This window comes from Kribbella sp. NPDC026611, from assembly GCF_040638345.1.
Classification (GTDB): Bacteria; Actinomycetota; Actinomycetes; order Propionibacteriales; family Kribbellaceae; genus Kribbella.
In genome coordinates, this window is sequence record NZ_JBEZYC010000005.1 from 407,235 (window position 1) to 425,355 (window position 18,121).

General features: G+C 69.0%; 16 protein-coding genes. 8 read left to right on the forward strand and 8 right to left on the reverse strand.

Annotation, left to right across the window (positions count from 1 at the left end; all coding sequences use genetic code 11):
- The first annotated feature begins 8 nt into the window (after positions 1 to 8).
- A complete protein-coding gene (locus tag AB0E69_RS23640; protein WP_360149751.1) occupies positions 9 to 749 on the forward strand; it encodes a TetR/AcrR family transcriptional regulator in 741 nt (246 codons plus the stop codon).
- On the opposite strand, the gene AB0E69_RS23645 is transcribed toward AB0E69_RS23640, so the two are convergent.
- Together AB0E69_RS23645 and AB0E69_RS23650 are read right to left on the reverse strand one after the other, a co-directional pair.
- Positions 733 to 1,356 (reverse strand): nucleoside/nucleotide kinase family protein, encoded by a 624-nt coding sequence (locus AB0E69_RS23645; protein ID WP_360149754.1) that lies wholly within the window; start codon positions 1,354 to 1,356, stop codon positions 733 to 735. The two genes, AB0E69_RS23640 and AB0E69_RS23645, sit on opposite strands and share 17 nt — an antisense overlap.
- A gap of 9 nt (positions 1,357 to 1,365) precedes the next feature.
- Complete coding sequence (locus AB0E69_RS23650; RefSeq protein WP_360149757.1) at positions 1,366 to 2,724, reverse strand: FAD-dependent monooxygenase; 1,359 nt, start codon at positions 2,722 to 2,724, stop codon at positions 1,366 to 1,368.
- An 83-nt stretch (positions 2,725 to 2,807) separates the two neighbouring features.
- Here AB0E69_RS23650 and AB0E69_RS23655 point away from each other — a divergent pair, with 83 nt between their 5' ends.
- Positions 2,808 to 3,410, forward strand: coding sequence for a TetR/AcrR family transcriptional regulator (locus tag AB0E69_RS23655; protein WP_360149760.1), 603 nt, complete (start codon positions 2,808 to 2,810; stop codon positions 3,408 to 3,410).
- Between the two features lie 3 nt (positions 3,411 to 3,413).
- On the opposite strand, the gene ligD is transcribed toward AB0E69_RS23655, so the two are convergent.
- The 3 genes from ligD to AB0E69_RS23670 are packed head-to-tail and all read right to left on the reverse strand — an operon-like array spanning position 3,414 to position 6,734.
- Positions 3,414 to 4,373 (reverse strand): non-homologous end-joining DNA ligase, encoded by a 960-nt coding sequence (gene ligD / locus AB0E69_RS23660; protein WP_360149763.1) that lies wholly within the window; start codon positions 4,371 to 4,373, stop codon positions 3,414 to 3,416.
- Between the two features lie 35 nt (positions 4,374 to 4,408).
- Entirely contained in the window at positions 4,409 to 5,545 is a 1,137-nt protein-coding gene (locus AB0E69_RS23665) for a branched-chain amino acid aminotransferase (protein WP_360149766.1), read from the reverse strand.
- 22 nt (positions 5,546 to 5,567) lie between these two features.
- Positions 5,568 to 6,734 carry a helix-turn-helix transcriptional regulator gene (locus AB0E69_RS23670; RefSeq protein ID WP_360149769.1) on the reverse strand — a complete coding sequence of 389 codons (1,167 nt, stop codon included), beginning with the start codon at positions 6,732 to 6,734 and terminating at the stop codon, positions 5,568 to 5,570.
- A gap of 166 nt (positions 6,735 to 6,900) precedes the next feature.
- Between AB0E69_RS23670 and AB0E69_RS23675 the strand changes: the two genes are divergently transcribed.
- The gene (locus tag AB0E69_RS23675) at positions 6,901 to 7,260 is read left to right on the forward strand and encodes a hypothetical protein (RefSeq protein ID WP_360149772.1); all 360 of its coding nucleotides are present in this window, start codon (positions 6,901 to 6,903) and stop codon (positions 7,258 to 7,260) included.
- Positions 7,261 to 7,402: 142 nt separating this feature from the next.
- Positions 7,403 to 9,667 (forward strand): N,N-dimethylformamidase beta subunit family domain-containing protein, encoded by a 2,265-nt coding sequence (locus tag AB0E69_RS23680; RefSeq protein WP_360149775.1) that lies wholly within the window; start codon positions 7,403 to 7,405, stop codon positions 9,665 to 9,667.
- Here the strand turns inward: AB0E69_RS23680 and AB0E69_RS23685 are convergent, their stop codons facing one another.
- A complete protein-coding gene (locus AB0E69_RS23685; RefSeq protein ID WP_360149778.1) occupies positions 9,668 to 10,438 on the reverse strand; it encodes a class I SAM-dependent methyltransferase in 771 nt (256 codons plus the stop codon).
- Between the two features lie 256 nt (positions 10,439 to 10,694).
- Between AB0E69_RS23685 and AB0E69_RS23690 the strand changes: the two genes are divergently transcribed.
- The 4 genes from AB0E69_RS23690 to AB0E69_RS23705 all read left to right on the forward strand — a co-directional run bounded on the left by AB0E69_RS23690 (position 10,695) and on the right by AB0E69_RS23705 (position 16,513).
- Positions 10,695 to 12,446 (forward strand): glycoside hydrolase family 18 protein, encoded by a 1,752-nt coding sequence (locus AB0E69_RS23690; RefSeq protein WP_360149781.1) that lies wholly within the window; start codon positions 10,695 to 10,697, stop codon positions 12,444 to 12,446.
- A 102-nt stretch (positions 12,447 to 12,548) separates the two neighbouring features.
- Positions 12,549 to 14,210 (forward strand): FAD-dependent oxidoreductase, encoded by a 1,662-nt coding sequence (locus AB0E69_RS23695; protein WP_360149784.1) that lies wholly within the window; start codon positions 12,549 to 12,551, stop codon positions 14,208 to 14,210.
- The gene (locus tag AB0E69_RS23700) at positions 14,210 to 15,676 is read left to right on the forward strand and encodes an ATP-binding protein (protein ID WP_360149787.1); all 1,467 of its coding nucleotides are present in this window, start codon (positions 14,210 to 14,212) and stop codon (positions 15,674 to 15,676) included. The genes AB0E69_RS23695 and AB0E69_RS23700 overlap by 1 nt, the downstream gene beginning before the upstream one ends.
- Positions 15,677 to 15,814: 138 nt before the next feature.
- The gene (locus AB0E69_RS23705) at positions 15,815 to 16,513 is read left to right on the forward strand and encodes a GAF and ANTAR domain-containing protein (protein WP_360149790.1); all 699 of its coding nucleotides are present in this window, start codon (positions 15,815 to 15,817) and stop codon (positions 16,511 to 16,513) included.
- A gap of 2 nt (positions 16,514 to 16,515) precedes the next feature.
- Here the strand turns inward: AB0E69_RS23705 and AB0E69_RS23710 are convergent, their stop codons facing one another.
- Both AB0E69_RS23710 and AB0E69_RS23715 read right to left on the reverse strand, forming a co-directional pair.
- Positions 16,516 to 17,439, reverse strand: coding sequence for a sugar kinase (locus AB0E69_RS23710; RefSeq protein WP_360149793.1), 924 nt, complete (start codon positions 17,437 to 17,439; stop codon positions 16,516 to 16,518).
- Between the two features lie 18 nt (positions 17,440 to 17,457).
- The gene (locus AB0E69_RS23715; protein ID WP_360149796.1) at positions 17,458 to 18,078 is read right to left on the reverse strand and encodes a bifunctional 4-hydroxy-2-oxoglutarate aldolase/2-dehydro-3-deoxy-phosphogluconate aldolase; all 621 of its coding nucleotides are present in this window, start codon (positions 18,076 to 18,078) and stop codon (positions 17,458 to 17,460) included.
- Positions 18,079 to 18,121: the final 43 nt, after the last annotated feature.

The following is an 18,121-nucleotide window of genomic DNA, read 5'->3' on the forward strand; positions in this document are numbered from 1 at the left end:
CTGAGCGGGTGGAGAACAACGAGCTGCCGGCCGACGTGGCGCTGATGTGGCGGTTGCGGGAGGCGCCGCGGCGCGGGCCGAAGCCGTCGCTGACGCTGGACGACATCGTGCAGGCGGCGATCGCGATCGCCGACGAGGAGGGCGACCTGGCCGCCGTCTCGATGGCGCGGGTGGCGGAGCGGCTCGGCAACTCGACCATGGCGCTCTACCGGCACGTGAAGAGCAAGGACGAACTGCTGGTGCTCATGTCGGACGCAGCGGTACAGCGACCGCAGCCGTTACCTGCCGACGCCGACTGGCGGACCGGACTGACGCTGTGGGCCCGCAATGTGATGGCTGAGATCCGCAGGCACCCCTGGTACGCCAAGGTGCCGATCTCTGGGCCTCCTGCCGGGCCGAACAACCTGGCCTGGTTCGACAGTGCTCTAGGAGCGCTGAAGGACACCGGTCTGCCGGAGGAGGGGAAGATCGGGGTCGTGATGGGCCTCGTCACGTACGTGCAGGGACAGATCCGCATGTCGGGCGACCTGGCGGCGGGCTACGGCCGGAACCCGGCAGCCTTCGAGCAGTTCGGTGCGGTGTTGCGGCGGGTGGTGGATCCGCGGGTGTACCCGTCGGTGGCGAAGCTGGTCGACGCCGGGGTGTTCGACGACGAGGTGAACTTCGAGGTGGAGAGCGACGCGGACTTCGACTTCGGGCTGGCGCTGTATCTGGACGGCGTCGCCGGCTACATCAGTCGAGGTGGATGATCGCGTCTGCGGCCGGCGCGGTGGCGGCGATCAGGTGGGCGTTGCGTTCGTCGGAGCCGTAGGTGCGTTCATGGGCCTCGGCGGGTGACCGGCCGAAGAGGCGGTGCCTGGCTTCCAGTCTGGCGTGACGGACGGCCTCTGGTACCTCGACGTACCAGCACTGGTCCAGCAACTGCCGCAGTGTGGACCAGGGGGCGTCGTCGAGGAGGAGGTAGTTCCCCTCGGTCACTACGAGCGTGACGGCTGGTGCTACGCCGATGCTCGCAGCGATGGAGTCCTCGATGCTGCGGTCGAAGCGTGGCGCCCAGATCTGCTCGTCCGGCGTCTCCTTCAGCCGCCTGAGCAGGGCGACGAAGCCGTAGCCGTCGAACGTGTGCGGTGCACCCTTCACGTCGGCCAGTCCGAGCTCCTCCAGCACCGACTGCGCCAGGTGGTAGCCGTCCATCGGTACCAGCGCGACGCTGTGCCCATCTGCTGTCAGCTTGGCGACCAGTTGCTCGGCGTACGTCGACTTGCCCGCGGCGGGCGCACCGGTGATCCCGAGGATCTGCCGCCGCCCCTGCGTCGCCAGCGCGACGGCACGGTCGTAGACGGCGGCTGAATCCATTCGCCGATCCTAAGCGAGATAGCCGTCTGGACGGATCAGAATCTCGTCGCCGCTGTGCGCACAGTAGGCGGCGACGGCATCCGGCGAGTGGTATGCCGTACCGATGTCGACGGTGTGCGGGTGCGTTGGCGGGGTCGTGGGGGAGAAGCGGATCAGCGTCTCGTGCGGGCCGCGGAACAGCTCGAACAAGCGGGTTTTGTTGCCTGCGGCATCGACCAGCGGGGCGTCGGGCGCGCGGTCGCCGGAGACCAGCGGTCGGGTGTCGGCCGGGTTGCGGTACGAGACGTCGAGCTGACGGGTGTTCTCGCCGCGGTCCATGGCGGACTCGTCGCCGTCGACGTGCTTCTGCATCAGGTCCTCGCTGATCCCGAGCACACGGGCCGCGTTGGTCCGCCGCTCGGTCTCGTACGTCGCCAGCACCTCCTCGCGCCCGTCCGCGAGCTTCCAACCCAGGTTGTACGCGTCCTGCACGCCTGTGTTCAGCCCCTGCCCGCCGGTCGGCGGGTGTACGTGCGCGGCGTCGCCGGCGATGAAGACGCGGCCTACGCGGAAGCGTTCGGCCAGCCGTACGTTCGGCCGCCACACCGTCGACCAGGTCAGGTTGCGGAGCTTGGCAACACCAGGGCCGGCGTACTTGTCGACCAGCGCCTGCAGACCCTCCAGGGAGGTGTCTGCGTCGTCGCTGTCGAGCGGTGCGCCGAACTGGAACTGGTCACCACCGGACAGCGGGGTCAGGGCGATACCAGCCATCGGGTTGTCCGCCGCGGCGAACCAGTAGCCGGACTGGTGGTCCAGTCCGTCCGCGGAGACGTCACCGAGCAGCATCCGGATCGACTCGTCCGTCGTACCTTCGAAGGCGATCCCCAGGTGCTTGCGGACGAAGCTCCTGCCACCGTCCGCGCCCACCAGGTAGTCAGCCTCGACCGTCTCGCCAGTGGAGAGCTCGGCGGTCACGGTCTCCTCCGTCTGGGTGAAACCGACCAGTGCGGTGTCCAGTTCGACCTGTACGCCGTACTCCGCCAGCTTGTCGCGCAGGATCGCCTCGGTGCGGGACTGGCCGAGCATCAACGCGTTCGGGTACGGGATGGCCGGGGTCGGCTCGACCGGGTCCGCCATCCGGCGCTCGCCGACCAGTTGGCCGCTGAGGTGGATCTTCATCGGCGGCATCGAGATGCCCTGCCGCAGCACCTCGTCCAGTACGCCGAGGTCCTCGAACACCTCCAGCGTCCGCGGCTGCAGCCCGTCGCCGCGCGAGCCGTCGAAGTACTCCGTCGCCTTGTCGATCACCCGGACCGGGATGCCGCGCCGAGCCAGCTCGATGCCGAGGGTCAGTCCGGTCGGTCCGGCACCCGCGATCAGGACGTTCATGATGGTCTCCTTGGATGAATTGTGATTCACTGAATTCGGATTCAGTGTGGAGCTGGCTAGGGTTCGTTGTCAAGGAGGTTGTCGTGACGGAAGCGGTGAGCCGCCGGGAACGGGCGGCCGGGACCGAGGCTGCGCTGAAGCAGGCCGCGCGGGAGGTCTTCGCCGAGCGCGGGTACCTGACCACGAAGATCACCGACATCACCGCGGCGGCGGGGCGGGCGACGGGGTCCTTCTACAACCACTTCGCCGGCAAGGAAGAGCTGCTCGAGGCGCTACTGCGGGACATGCTCGCGGAGGCCGACGAGACGATCGCCGACGCGTCCGGTCACGACGCCGACTTCAGCAAGCTCTCCGCGGTCCGCTGGCATGTGGCGGCGTACTGGCGCTTCTACCACGCGCACCTGGCCGAGATGATCGCGGTCAAGCAGGCCGGGATGGTGGACCCGGAGCTCGGCCGGCGACTGCAGCAGATCACGGCCGACGACGACCAGCACATGATCGAGCACTTCGCGCACCTGCCGAATCCGCCCGCCGAGCCGCTCGTGGCGATCTCCGCGATGAACGCGCTGATGGAGGGATTCGCCTACACCTGGCTGGTGGTGAACCCGGCGAACGGCCAGACGATCACCGACGAGGCAGCCATCGACACGCTGACGAACCTCCTCCACCACGGGCTGGCGGGTTAGGCCCTAGTCGTCCTCCGGCGGGGCTTCGGCGCCTTCGCGTTCGTCCCGCTCGGCCCACTCCATCAGCGTGGCGAGTGAGTAGACGTTGTCATCGATGTCCGCGTGCAGGTCCCCCAGCTCGGCGTACCGGGCCGGAACCGTCTCGATCGTGAAGTCCTTCGGGTTCACGTCGTCGACCTCGTCCCAGTGGATCGGGGTGGAGACCGTGCCCTCCGGGTTGCCGCGGACGGAGTACGCCGAGGCGATCGTGTGGTCCCGGGCGTTCTGGTTGTAGTCGACGAAGAGCTTCTTCGGGTCGCGGTCCTTGCGCCACCAGGTGGTCGTCACGTCGTCGGGCGCGCGCCGCTCGACCTCACGGGCGAAGGCCAGGGCAGCACGCCGTACGTCGGAGAAGCCGTACTCCGGCTCGACCCGGACGTAGACGTGGATGCCGCTGCCACCGGACGTCTTCGGGTAGCCGACCGCTCCCAACTCGTCCAGTACTTCGTGGACGGTGTGCGCGACCCGGCGGACCCGGTCGAACGGGCAGTCCGGCATCGGGTCCAGGTCGATGCGCCACTCGTCCGGCTTCTCGGTGTCGGCCCGGCGCGAGTTCCACGGGTGGAACTCGACCGTCGACATCTGCACCGCCCAGGCGACGTGGGCGATCTCGGTGACGCACAGCTCGTCCGCGGTCCGGTTGTACCGCGGGAACTTGACCCGGACGGTCTCCATCCACGGCGGCGCACCGTGCGGCAGCCGCTTCTGGTGCACCTTCTCGCCGTCCACTCCCTCGGGGAACCGGTGCATCATGCACGGCCGCTCGCGCAGCGCGTTGACGATCCCGTCCCCGACGGACAGGTAGTAGTTGACCAGGTCGAGCTTGGTCTCACCGCGGGCGGAGAAGTAGACCCGGTCCGGGTTGGAGACCCGGACCGTCCGCTCACCGATCTCCAGCTCAATGGCCGGGGACTTGTTCGCCATGACCTCAACCTAACCGGCGCCGGGGACAAACGGCATCAGGTCAGACGCGTGAGCCAGCCCTTGTCGTCCGGGGTGTGGCCGTACTGAAGGTCCAGCAGGGTGCTACGGAGCTTGGCGGTGACCGGACCGACGCCGTAGTTCAGCGAGTGGTCGCCGATGGTCAGCTCGCCGTTGGGCCAGGCCACGCGGCCGATCGGGGTGATGACCGCGGCGGTGCCGGAAGCGAAGACTTCGGTGATCTCGCCAGAGCGGACGCCGTCCTTCCACTCGTCGGCCGAGATCCGGCGCTCCTCGACCTTGTGGCCGAGGTCGGCGGCGAGCTCGAGCACGGAGGCACGGGTGACGCCTTCGAGGATCGATCCGGACAGCTCGGGCGTCGCGATCCGGCCGTCGGCGTACACGAAGAACATGTTCATGCTGCCGATCTCTTCGAGCCACTTGTGCTCGACGGCGTCGACGAACGCGACCTGCTCGCAGCCGTTGGCCACTGCCTCGGCCAGACCGGCCAGGCTGGACGCGTAGTTCCCGCCGCACTTGGCCGCACCGGTACCGCCCGGCGTGGCGCGGATGGTCGCGGTCGTCAGCCAGATGGACACCGGCTTGGGTCCGGTGTCGAAGTACGGGCCGGCGGGGGAGGCGATGACGCCGAACAGGACCTCGCCGGCCGGCCGGACGCTCAGCGCGGCCTCGGTGGCGATCATGTACGGCCGGAGGTACAGGCTGGTCTCGCCGTTGTCGGCTGACGGGACCCAGGGCTCGTCAACGGTCACCAGTGCGCGCAGCGCGCCGATGAACGCGTCCTCCGGGACGTGTGGCAGCGCCAACCGCTGGGCGCTCGCGGTGAAGCGGGCCGCGTTCCGCTCGGGACGGAAGGACCAGACCGATCCGTCGGCGTGCCGATACGCCTTGAGGCCTTCGAAGATCTCCTGCGAGTAGTGCAGAACCGCAGCGGCGGGGCTGACCTTGAGTGGCGCGTACGCCGTCACGCGCGGGTCTTGCCAGCCGCCGTCGGCCGTCCAGTTGGCCACGACCATGTGGTCCGTGAACGACTGGCCGAACGCAGGCTTCGCGAGCACAGCCGTGCGCGCTTCCTCGGTGGCTGGATCGCTCCGCAGCTCGACCGCGAAGTCCCATGCATCTGCCGTTGTCGTGCCCCGCTGTTCACCTATCACCCACCGCACGCTACTCCCGCCCTCACCGGCGCTTCGACCCGCTGCCCACACTCCGGCCACCCAGCCGCCGCAGCTCGGCCACGCCGGGAGCAGCGGGGTCCTGCTGCTGTACGGCGGTCAGCACTCGGTCGGCGTCGTCGGACAGGTAGAGGTCGTGCCACTCGTCCGGCAGCTCGACCAGCACCCGCAGCGCGAGGGCGAGAGCGGCCGCGACCTCTCCCTCGACGGCGAGTGCCTCGGCCAGCGACAGGTCGAGCCGGGCGCGGTCGCCGATCCGGTCCGGCGGGCAGAGCTCGCGGGCGCATTGTAGGAGCACGCAGGCCGCAGCGCCGTACCCGAGTCGGGCGCACACTCGTCCCTCGGCCCACCGCAGCTGGTACGTCGTCCAGCCGGTTGGCTGAGTCGTCATTGCGTCGGAGCGGTCGGCGTCGCCGATCAATCGCTGCAGCTCCAGCCGGGCCTCGTCACTGCGGCCCAAATCGGCGAGCACGAGAGCGCGCGCCGCGCGAGCCTGCACCGCCTGCTGAGCCGATGCCAGGGCCTCGTCGGTGAGCTCGAGCAGGTGTGGCAACGGACGCCGCTCGGCCAGGCCACTGATCGCCTCGCGGGCGCGCACGGTGGACTGCAGCCGGCCGGCTTCCGTGCTGTCGGCGAGCTTCTGCGCGGCCCACCACCAGCGCTGCGCTTGAGGTGTCTCACCGCACGCGGTCAGGGCCTCGGCGGTCAGGACGCTGAGCTGGGCTGCCATGAGGTCGTCGTTGCCGTGGATCTGCAGCTCGGAGATGAGCTCCGGCAGCCGGCGCGCGGGCGGGATGCAGTACAGGATGTCGAGGGTGTCGGGGGCACCGGCGAAGTCTCTGGTCAGCTCGTGCCAGGCCGTGGCCAACGGGTCCTGCGCGGTGGGCGTTGCCGGAGCGGGCCGGCGCTGCTGTTGCTCGAAGGCGGTCAGCAGTTGGCTGCCGGTGCCGAGCTCGCGGTCGCAGTGGCGGGCCAGGCCGGCGGATCCCGGGCGGTGGCCGCGCTCCACCTGGGACAGGTAGCTGTGGTCGTAGCCGACCCGGCCGGCGAGCTGACGCAGGCTCAGCCCGGCCGCCTGCCGGCACTCGCGCAACCTCGCACCGAACAGTGCATTGCTGCTAGCTGCTTCAGTTGCTTCCGGCACGGTCGCCGGCATCGTCGGTCGGGACACAGGACCACCCCGTTCGTGCTTCGAGCTCATGTGGTGCTTGGGGTGTGACGCTACAAGCCCTCGCCGACAAAACCCTGGAAAACAAGGGCATGTGGTCTGTGGGCTGTTCTCACAGCCCACAGACCACACCTGTTCCCCGCAGCCCGCGCTGGGCGAAGGTGCGGGGGTGAACACGCTGCAGCGACAGGCTCGCCTCTTCCGTCTGGTCCGCCACGCCACCCCCACCGCCATCCTCGCCGAAGGCGTGGAGTGGTCCGACGGCACCGCCACCGTCCGCTGGCGCGGCCCCTACCCCAACACCTCCACCTGGGACGGCGGCGTGCCCGCCCTCCTCGCCACCCACGCCCCCGACGGCCGCACCCAACTCCACTGGTCCACAGACCCCCAGCCCACACCCCGCCGCCCCGACTCGCCCGGTCAGCACCGCGGCACCCAGCACCCGCCCATCTGGCTGCCGGCCCCAACCCCCGACGGCCTCTGCTCCCACTGCGGCCAACCATGGCCATGCCTCAGCTGCGGCCCGTAGCACAGGCCACCCGCAGGAGTAGCCGGACGGTTGCGGAGGGTTGCGGTCTGGGCCGGTTCGATTGCTGATCAGCAACATTTTCACTGAAGCGGGTGATTGGTCCGTACCGTCGATCTCAGGGGGAACGAACTGGGGGAGCAACATGGTTCGGAAGGTGCTGGCGGCGGGGGCTGCTGTGGTTGTCGCGATGGCCGGGGTCCTGTTCTTCAACCGGGCGGCGGATGCGGCGGCGGCGAACGTCTCGGTGACGGCTGCCGTGGCGGCGAACGGGACGACGACGTTGACCTATCGGGCCACCGTGCTGAAGGCCGGGGCGATCCGGGAGATCACCATGGCGATTCCGGCGGGGACGACCGGGCGGGTGACGTCGGTGAACGGGACGGTCAGCTCGGCGTCGGCGACAGTACTGCGGTGGCGTCCCGCGCGGGTCACGAACGTTGCTGTCGGCGCCCGGTTGGCGATCCCGCTGTACGGCCTGCGGCTGCCGATCGGCGGCCCGTGGACGCTCGGGTTCAAGGCGGTCGGTACGGCGGGCCAAGTGCTGACGTCGGGCGCCGGCGTACTCGCGGCGAACAAGACGTACACCGCGGCGGTCGCGGTCAAGGCGACCAACCCGATCCCGGGCCAGACGACGAACCTGACGTACCAGAGCACCATCACCAGGGCAGGCGCCCTCGCGGCCGTCCGCATGCAGCTGCCGACCGGATCCACGGGCACCCTGTCGACTGTCAACGGCACGCTGACCCGGGCCGCCGGGTACGCAACGTGGAAGCCGAAGGCGCCCCTCAACGTCGCGGCCGGTGCACGGCTGGCCATCCCGGTGAACGGCGTCCTGCTGTCGAAGTACGGCGGGAACCTGACGATGACCGTCTCCGCGACGACCTCGACCGGCACCGTCCTGAGCTCCGGCAGCGGAACCACCGCCTTCATCGCTCCGCCCGCGGAGATGCCTCTGCTGGAGGCGGCCGGCTCCGCGCCGGTGCCGGCCGGATGTCCGGAGAGCTGGCCGACCACCGCTGCAGAGAACGCCAAGGCGGGTACGGGCGACTGGGTCATCCCACCGACCATGAGTGGCACGCTCGCGGCCTACCTGACCGAGGTGTCGGCGACCTGCGGCGACACCGTCGACCTCAAGGTCACGTCGGGCAACCTAGTGAGCGTGGTCGCCTACCGGATGGGGTACTACGCCGGCCTCGGCGCCCGTGAGATCTGGCGGAAGGACAATGTACCGACCGTCGCGCAGGAGCCGCCCACCACCGGCGGTACGTCGGCCGACGGCAAGCCGCTGCGGATGACTTCCGCGGAGACCTGGACGAAGACGCTGAGCATCCCGGTCGACGACACCTGGGTCCCCGGCACGTACCTGATCAAGGTCAGCGACGGGCAGCAGGCGTCGTACGCGCCGCTGACCGTGCGGGACGACACCGGTACGAAGCATGCCTTGCTGATCCAGCAGGCCAACGCAACCTGGCAGGCGTACAACAGCTATGGCGGCGTGAGCTTCTACACCGGGCTGGACACCGGCTCCGGCCGGCTGACGTCCGATCGCCCGTACAACGAGGGGCAGGGGTCCGGTCAGTACCTCTCGCTCGAGCAGGGCCTGGTGTTCTGGGCCGAGTCGAAGGGACTGGACGTCACCTACTGGACCGACAACGACCTGGACCAGTTCGGCGGTGACCTGCCGTCGCGGGCCGGGACAGTCTTCCTGCCTGGCCACGACGAGTACTACTCGCTGCGGATGCGGGCAGCGCTCAGTCAGGCGATCGCCCAGGGCGTCAACGTCGCCAACCTCGGTGCGAACACGGCCTACCGCCACATCACCTTCACCGACAGCACCCGACGGGCCTGGGACATCGACCGCTACACCGACGGCTACAACTCCACGACCTGGCGGTACGACGGTGACGCCTACGCGTCGCAGCCGTTGCTGGGTGCGGAGTACATCTGCGCGGTCCTCGGCAACACCATGACCACCGGGACCGGCTGGCTGTTCGACGGCGTATCCACTGGCACCCAGCTGCCTGGCTTTGTCGCCGGAGAGATCGACTACGTCTGGCCGGACCTGTACAAGCAGCCTGGGCTGACGACACTGGTCAGCAGCTCCGGCAACTGTCGTACCAGCGGCAAGGCGGTGCCGATGCACACCACGGCCTACACCGCCCCCTCAGGAGGGCGGGTGCTGAACGGCTCGACCTTCGCCTACGGGTGCTTCCTGGTCCGTCGCTGTCCGTCCAACTGGACCGTGCCGGCCCCGGACGCCACCTCGCAGCAGGCGGTCGGGACGATGGTCGCCAACCTCACCGAGTGGGTGTCGCGCGGGACGATCGCGGTACCGGCCGATACGTCGATCGCGAGCGTGCGCGTCGCCGTACCGAAGTACGCGCTGCCTACCAACCCACTGCCGTGATCAGCGGGTCGCCGTAGCCAGGAGGTACTGGGAAGGGATGCTGACCTGGCCGGACGGCGTGGTCCAGTTACCGATGGCGTCGATCACCCGGGTGCGTACGTCGGTGAGGCGGCCGGCCTGCTCGAGCAGTGGCAGCGTGGCAACGCCCAGTGGGTGGTTGGCGAGCCGTGTCTCCCAGTAGTCCTCCGGAGACGCCGCTGTCATGGCCAGGTCCTTCACTGTGGCAGTCAGCTCGAAGCCGTGCTGTCCGAACAGCTCAGCGAGGACAGCAGGGTCGTGCCAGTCAATCTGACCCTCCATGGCTTCGCCGCTGCCGGTGATCTCGCGGACCGCACCGGCGAGCACGCCGACGACCTTGTCCATCGGGCCTGGTAGCCAGCTGGTCAGCAGCACCCGGCTCGTTGCAACCCGGGCGAACTCGGCGATCGCGGCGCGCGGGTCCGGCGCGAAGATGACCGCGAAGTTGGACAGGATCACGTCGGCCGACGCGTCGGCCAGCGGGAGCTCGGCGGCGGTCCCGTCGACGACGGTCAGGTCGCGGGCGCCGGCCGACTCCTGGATCACCTCGCGGAGCCGCGCGGCCGGCTCGACCGCGGTGACGCGCGCACCCAGGTCAGCCGCGACCAGGGCGACGTTGCCGGTGCCCGCGCCGACGTCGACGACGTGCTCGCCGGGTTTGATGCGAGCCGCGTCCACCAGCTCGCGCGCAGCCGGCAACAGGTCGGCCGCTGTCGATTCGTACGTGCCCTTGCCCCAGTCGATCCGAGTCACCGCCCCAGCCTAGTGTCCTGAGTCGGAAGTTCGCCGGCGCTTTCGGCGCCCAGGCACGCACCTCGCGGCACTTGGCCAGCGCCCACGATGCTCCGCATCGAGGCCACTGTCCAAGCACCCCGATGCACGCACCTGACCACCGAAATCTCTCGCCGAACTTCCGACTCAGGACACCAGGTGGGAACCCGACACCGTCGGATATACGCCACCGCCGATGCATTGACGCCTAGTTATGGAGCGTCTCTACTAAATGGCTATGCGATGGCTTGCGGTCCTCCTCGGCATCCTGCTGGCCGGCATTGCCGTTCCCGCCCAGGCAGCGAACATCCTGACCAACCCCGGCTTCGAGTCGGGGTCTCTGAGCGGCTGGACCTGCTCCGGTGGCTCCACAGTCACCAGCCCGGTCCACAGCGGCGGGTATGCATTGAACGGTGCCGTGTCGAGCTCGGACTTCGCCCAGTGCAGCCAGACCGTGGCCGTCCAGCCCAACACGGCCTACAGCCTCTCGGCCTGGGTCCGTGGCTCTTACGTGTACCTCGGTGTCACCGGCGGTACGTCGACCTGGACGCCGTCGGCGAGCAGCTACGCCCAGCTGAGCCTGTCGTTCACCACAGGTGCCAGCCAGACGTCCGTACAGATCTACGTGCACGGCTGGTACGGCCAACCGGCGTACCAGGCCGACGACTTCACGCTGGACGGACCTGGTGGCAACAACCCAGGTACGCCGAGCGCGCCCGGCACACCAACCATCACGAGCACCACCAACAGCGCGATTTCTCTCAGTTGGCCGGCGTCAACCGGCACGGTGACGGGCTACCGCGTCTACGAAGGCTCCACAGTCGTCCAAACCGTCACCGGTACGACGGCAACCGTCAGCGGGCTCGCTGCGTGCAGCAGCCACAGCTACTCGGTAGCGGCGTACAACACGGTAGGAGAGTCGGCGAAGTCCACAGCTGCGTCCGGTACGACGAGTGGCTGCGCCAGCACCGGGCTGCCGAAGCATGCGCTGATCGGCTATCTGCATGCGAGCTTCGCCAACGGCTCCGGGTACGTGCGGATGGCCGACGTACCGGCGGAGTGGAACATCATCGATCTGGCTTTTGGCGAGCCGACGAGTGTGACCTCGGGCGACATCCGCTTCGACAGGTGCCCGGCCAGTGAGTGCCCGAACGTAGAGAGCGACGCTGACTTCATCGCCGCGATCCGGGCCAAGCAGGCCGCCGGAAAGAAGGTGCTGATCTCCATCGGCGGAGCCAACGGCCAGGTGCAGCTGACCACGACCGCGGCCCGGGACACCTTCGTCAGCTCGGTCAGCGCGATCATCGACCGCTACGGCCTGGACGGTCTGGACATCGACTTCGAGGGCCACTCGCTGTACCTGAACGCCGGCGACACCGACTTCCGCAACCCGACCACCCCGGTGATCGTGAACCTGATCTCGGCGCTGAAGACGTTGAAGGCGAAGTACGGGTCCAAGTTCGTGCTGACGATGGCGCCGGAGACGTTCTTCGTCCAGGTCGGCTACCAGTTCTACGGCGGCTCGAACGGCGGCGACAACCGGACCGGTTCGTACCTGCCGGTGATCCACGCGCTCCGCGACGCGCTCACCGTGCTGCACGTCCAGGACTACAACTCCGGGCCGGTGATGGGCCTGGACAACCAGTACCACCAGATGGGTGGAGCGGACTTCCACATCGCCATGACCGACATGGTCAAGGCGGGCTTCCCGGTGGCGAACACCGGACAGACCTTCCCGGGACTGCGCGAGGACCAGATCGGTATCGGCCTCCCGGCAGCGGTCAGCGCAGGCAACGGCTACACCGCCCCGGCAGCCGTGCACCAGGCGCTCGACTGTTTGGTGAAGGGCCAGAACTGCGGCGGCTACAGCCTTCGCGGCGGCGCTTCACCGGGCTTCCGCGGCTTGATGACGTGGTCGGTCAACTGGGACCGGTACTACAACTGGGAGTTCCAGAACAGCCACGCGCCGTACCTCGCCGCCCTCCCGTAGCCCCACGCCCCGCCCGGTTCGCGAATCAGCCCCTCGCGAACCGGGCGCTGGCCTGTGGATTACCGATGCCTGTTTCTGGGCATCCGCTGGTATGAAAGAGGCATGACAGCGTCAACGACCCGCCCGGTGATCCTCACCGTGGACGACGACCCCGGCGTTTCCCGGTCGATCGCCCGCGACCTCCGCCGGCGGTACGGCGAGGAGAACCGCATCGTCCGGGCGGAGAACCCGGTGCAGGCGCTGGACGCCGTGAAGGAGCTGAAGCTCCGGGGTGAGCCGGTCGCCCTGCTGCTGGCCGACTACCGGATGCCCCAGATGTCCGGCATCGAGTTCCTCGAGGCCGCGATGGACCTGTTCCCGCTCGCTCGCCGGGTGCTGCTGACGGCGTACGCCGACACCGACGCCGCGATCCAGGCGATCAACGTGGTCGACCTCGACCACTACCTGCTCAAGCCGTGGAACCCGCCGGAGGAGAAGCTGTACCCGGTGGTCGACGCGATGCTCGACCTGTGGAAGGCGACCCCGGAGCCGTCGACCGACGAGACGCGGGTGATCGGCCACCGCTGGTCGGCGCCGTCGTTCGCGGCCCGTGACTTCCTCGCCCGCAACGCCGTGCCGTACCGCTGGCTCAGTGTGGACGACGCCGAGAGCCAGCGGCTGCTGGATGCGGCCGGTATCGACGGCTCGACCCTGCCGGTGGTGATCACCCCGGACGGGACCGTCATGGTCGCTCCGAGTGAGTCCGACCTGGCCAACAAGGTCGGTCTGTCCACAGCGCCCGCCAAGGATTTCTACGACCTCGTCGTGGTCGGCGGAGGCCCAGCGGGCCTCGGCGCAGCGGTGTACGGCGCCAGCGAAGGCCTCCGGACCGTGCTGATCGAGCAGCTGGCGACAGGCGGTCAGGCGGGTCAGTCCAGCCGGATCGAGAACTACCTGGGCTTCCCGGACGGGGTCTCCGGCGCTCAGCTGACCGACCGGGCCCGGCGGCAGGCCGTCCGGTTCGGCGCCGAGCTGCTGACCGCTCGTGAGGTGGTCTCGCTGGAGAACCTCGGGTCCGCGCGGCGGGTCCGCTTCTCCGACGGAAGCGAGATCTCCGCGCATTCGATCATCCTGGCGACCGGGGTGGCCTACCGGACCCTCGAGGCGCCCGGTGTGGGCGATCTCCAGGGCCGCGGGATCTACTACGGCTCGGCCACCACCGAGGGCCCGGCCTGTGCCGGCGCGGAGGTCTACATCATCGGCGGGGCGAACTCCGCTGGTCAGGCCGCCGTCTATTTCGCGAGGCATGCCAAGCGTGTGCATATGCTGGTCAGAGGACCATCGCTCACCACGACGATGTCGTCGTACCTCATCGACCAGATCGACGCGATCGACAACATCGAGGTGCACACCTGCACGCAGGTCGTTTCCTGTAAGGGCTCGGAGCACCTGGAGCGACTCACCCTGCTGAACAGCGAGACCGGCGACAGCCGCGAGGTGGACACGGAATGGATGTTCGTGTTCATCGGCGCGGCGCCGCGGACGGACTGGCTGCCGGGTGAGCTGCTGCGGGACGAGCGAGGCTTCGTCCTCACCGGTCCGGACCTGCACGGCAAACCGCCGGGCTGGGTCCTGGAGCGGGAGCCGTACCACCTCGAGACGAGCATGCCGGGCGTGTTCGCCGCGGGCGACGTGCGGGCCGAGTCCGTGAAGCGGGTCGCTTCCGCGGTCGGTGACGGAGCCATGGCCGTGACACTGGTGCACCGATACCTGGAGATGCTCTGATGACCGAGAAGATCGCGGAACCGCGGCGGCTGACGCCGGACGAGCTGCGCACGCTGTTCCTGTTCGAGAGTCTGTCGGACGAGCAGCTGCAGTGGCTGTCCGAGGCGGGGTACGTCGAGACCGTGGCCGACGGCGTCGTGTTCAACGAAGGCGACGAGGCGACCTGCTGCTACGTCCTGCTCTCCGGCGAGATCCGGCTGTGCAAGCTGTCCCACGGCGAGCTCGTCGAGATCAACCGGACCCATCAGCGCGGCGTGTACTCCGGCGCCTTCAACGCCTTCTTCGGTGCCGCCGAGCGGAAGTCGTACACGGCGACCATGCAGGTCATCCAGCCGGCCGAGTTCTACGTGATCGGCGCCGAGACCATGGCCTCGATGATGAACACCTGGTTCCCGATGGCGGTGCACCTGATCGAGGGCTTCATCATGGGCATGCGCCGGACGAACGAGACGCTGGGCGAGCGCGAGCGGTTGCTTGCCCTGGGCTCCTTGTCGGCCGGCCTGACGCACGAGCTGAACAACCCGGCGGCCGCGGCGGTCCGGGCCGCGGCGACGCTGCGGCAGCGGGTCTCCGGGATGCGGTCGAAGCTGGCGATGCTCGCCGACGGCACCCTGGACGCGACCAAGCTGCACCAGATCGTCGAGCTGCAGGACGACGCGGTCGAGCGGCTGGAGAAGAACAAGGACAAGGACGTTCCGCCGATGGAGCTGTCCGACCGCGAGGACGCTCTGACCGACTGGCTCGACGACCACGACGTGCAGGCCAGCTGGGACGTCGCGCCGGTGCTCGCGGCGGCCGGCGTGGACGTGCCGTGGATGGAGGAGGTGCTGACGGCGGTCGGCCCGAAGTACCTCGAGGGCGCGGTGCGGTGGTTGATGTACACCATCGACACCGAGCAGCTGATGAACGAGATCGACGACTCGGTGACCCGGATCTCCACGTTGGTCGGCGCCGCCAAGCAGTACTCGCAGATGGACCGGGCGCCGTACCAGACCGTCGATCTGCGCGAGCTGCTGAAGTCGACGCTGGTGATGATGTCGGGCAAGCTGCAGGGCTACCAGGTGGTCAAGGACTTCGACCCCGAGCTGCCGCCGATCCCGGCGTACGCCGCGGAGCTCAACCAGGTCTGGACCAACATCATCGACAACGCGATCAGCGCGATGGGCGGCTCCGGGACGCTGACGCTGCGGACCAAGAAGGACGGCGCCTACGCGATCGTCGAGATCGGCGACACCGGTCCGGGGATCCCGGACGAGATCCGGCGCCGGATCTTCGAGCCGTTCTTCACCACCAAGCCGATCGGCGAAGGCACCGGCCTGGGTCTCGACATCTCCTGGCGGATCGTGGTGAAGAAGCACCACGGCGACCTCCGCGTCGAGTCCGAGCCCGGCCGGACCGTGTTCAAGATCGTCCTCCCGCTCGACCCCGAGCGCGAGCTGGAGTCGGATCCGGCGCTCCTCTCCTGATCGTGCTCAGCCCGATCGTTTCCGGGTCGAGGATGATCACGACTAGTGGGCCGGACGGTCGGCGAGGCATGATGGAGACGTCGATCCCGGGGCTTCAGGCGGGCCGGCGATCGGATCGACCAAGGGGGTCGGTGGCCTATGACGCGAGTCGATGAAGACCAGGCGACAGCCGACGCCTTCGCGCGGCTGGCCGTCGAGATGCATGCCGCCGAAGGCGTGGAAGAGACCGTTGAAACGGTGGTCCGGTTCGCCCTGAGTGCGTTGCACTGCAGCCACGCCGGCGTCGCCCTCTACACCGGGTCGAAGGCGGGGATTCCGGCGGTCACCGATCCGTTGATGGTCGCGATCTACCAGTTCCAGCTCGACAGTGGGACCGGTCCGCTGCCGGCGGTGATCCGCAGCCAGGAGGCGGTGCTCGTCCGGGACACGAGGACCGAAAATCGCTGGCCGGAGTGGGCCGCGATGGTCGGCGCACTGGGCGTCCGCAGCGTTCTCGACGTACCGCTGCTCGTGGGGTCTCCGTCCGCGCCGACGGTTGGCGTGCTCGGTCTCTACGGCCTCGAGCCGGACGCGTTCGACCGGGACGACGAGGCGATCGCGCACATCCTGGCCCGGCACGCCTCGGTCGCGCTCGCCGGTGCCCGCGAGGTCGAGAACCTGACCGCGGCGGTCGACGCGCGCAAGGTGGTCGGGCAGGCGATGGGCATCCTGATGGAGCGGTACTCGCTCGACGAGGCCCGCGCGTTCCAGGTGCTCAAACGCTACTCGCAGAACAGTGGACGCAAGCTCCGCGACGTCGCCCTCGAGCTGATCGGGACCCGCAAACTGCCCGGCTGAGGTCAGCGCAGCGCGGTGCCGTCGGTGTGGCTGAGGAGAGTCAGGTCGGCGCGGGTCGGCAGCGACTCCCAGTCGCCGTACGCCGTAACGCAGAAGGCGCCGGACGTGGTCGCGCGATCCAGGCGAGCCTCTGCGGACAGGCCGTCGAGGGTGGCGGACAGGTAGCCGGAGACGAAGGCGTCGCCGGCGCCGATGCTGTCGACGACGGTCACCGGGAGGGCCGGACGGTGGATGGTGCCGTCAGCGGAGTGCGCCCACGCGCCCTTGCCGCCGGCGGTGACGATCACGTGCTCCACGACGGAGAGCAGCTCAGCCACTGGATCGGGTGCGTCGGTGAGGAGGTCCAGTTCGTCGTCGGAGGCGAAGACGGTGTGGACGAATGGGATCAGTTCGCGGAGGGCGGTGCTTGCCTCGGACCGGGTCCACAAGCGGGCGCGGTAGTTGACGTCCAGTGAGACCTGCACCCCCGCGGTTTGTACGGCGGCCAGTACGGAGGCTCTGGCCGACGACGAGAGCGCGGGGGTGATGCCCGTGACGTGGAGCAGCTGGGGTTGGGCGGTCTCGATGGCAGCGATCGTCTCGGCGGGGGTCAGGGTGGAGGCGGCCGAGCCGCGGCGGTGGTAGCTGACTCGGGTGATGTCGTGCGCGGGCTGGTCGAACGCGATGAAGCCGGTGAAATCGCTCTCGGAGAAGCGCACGAGCGAGGTGTCGACACCCTCCGCGCGGAGCGTGCGCTGGATCAGCCGGCCGGGCTCATCGTTGCCCAGGGCACTCAGCCAGGCGGCGTCGTGGCCGAGCCGGGCCATACCAATGGCCACGTTGCTCTCCGAGCCCGCGATCGACAGGTGCGCGTCGCCGCCGAGCCGCATCGGCCGGGCGGTCCGCACCGAAACCATCGTCTCGCCGAGTGTCAGCAGATCCGTCATCACAGTGCTCCAGCGTGTTCAGACGTTGAGTGCGGTGCGGAACGTGCCGGCGCGGATGGCGAGCTCGGCCAGCGAGCCGCCGGTCCCCGCGTCGCCCAGTAAGGGCGAACCGACGCCGACGGCCAGCGCTCCGGCGGACAGGTACTGCGGCGCGGAGACGGCATCGACGCCACCCACCGCGATGAGTGGCGCGTCCGGCAGGGGAGCGCGGAGTTCGCGAAGGTAACCCGGGCCGTGCAGCTTGGCCGGGAAGATCTTGACCGCGGTAGCCCCGAGGTCCAGCGCGGCGACGATCTCCGTCGGGGTGAGCGCGCCGCACAGCAGCGGCAGGCCCAGCTCGACCGCACGGTGGGCCCCGCGGGTGATCGCCGGCGTCACGACGAACCCGGCCCGAGCGGCCGCGACCTCGTCGGCCTGCGCGGCGGTCAGGACGGTACCGGCGCCGATCAGCACCGACGGGTCGTACTCCGAGCGCGCCTTGGCGATCGCGTCGACCGCGCCCGGCGTGGTCAGCGAGATCTCGAGCGCGGTGATCCCCGCGTCGACCAGCGTCCGGACACAGGCCAGCGCGGTGTCCGGACCGTCGGCCCGAATGATCGCGAGCAGCTTCCGCTCCCGCAGTTCGTCCAGCAGCGTCATGCTGTGATCCTTCCAGATTCAGGACATCCCAGGAGCTTCCGGC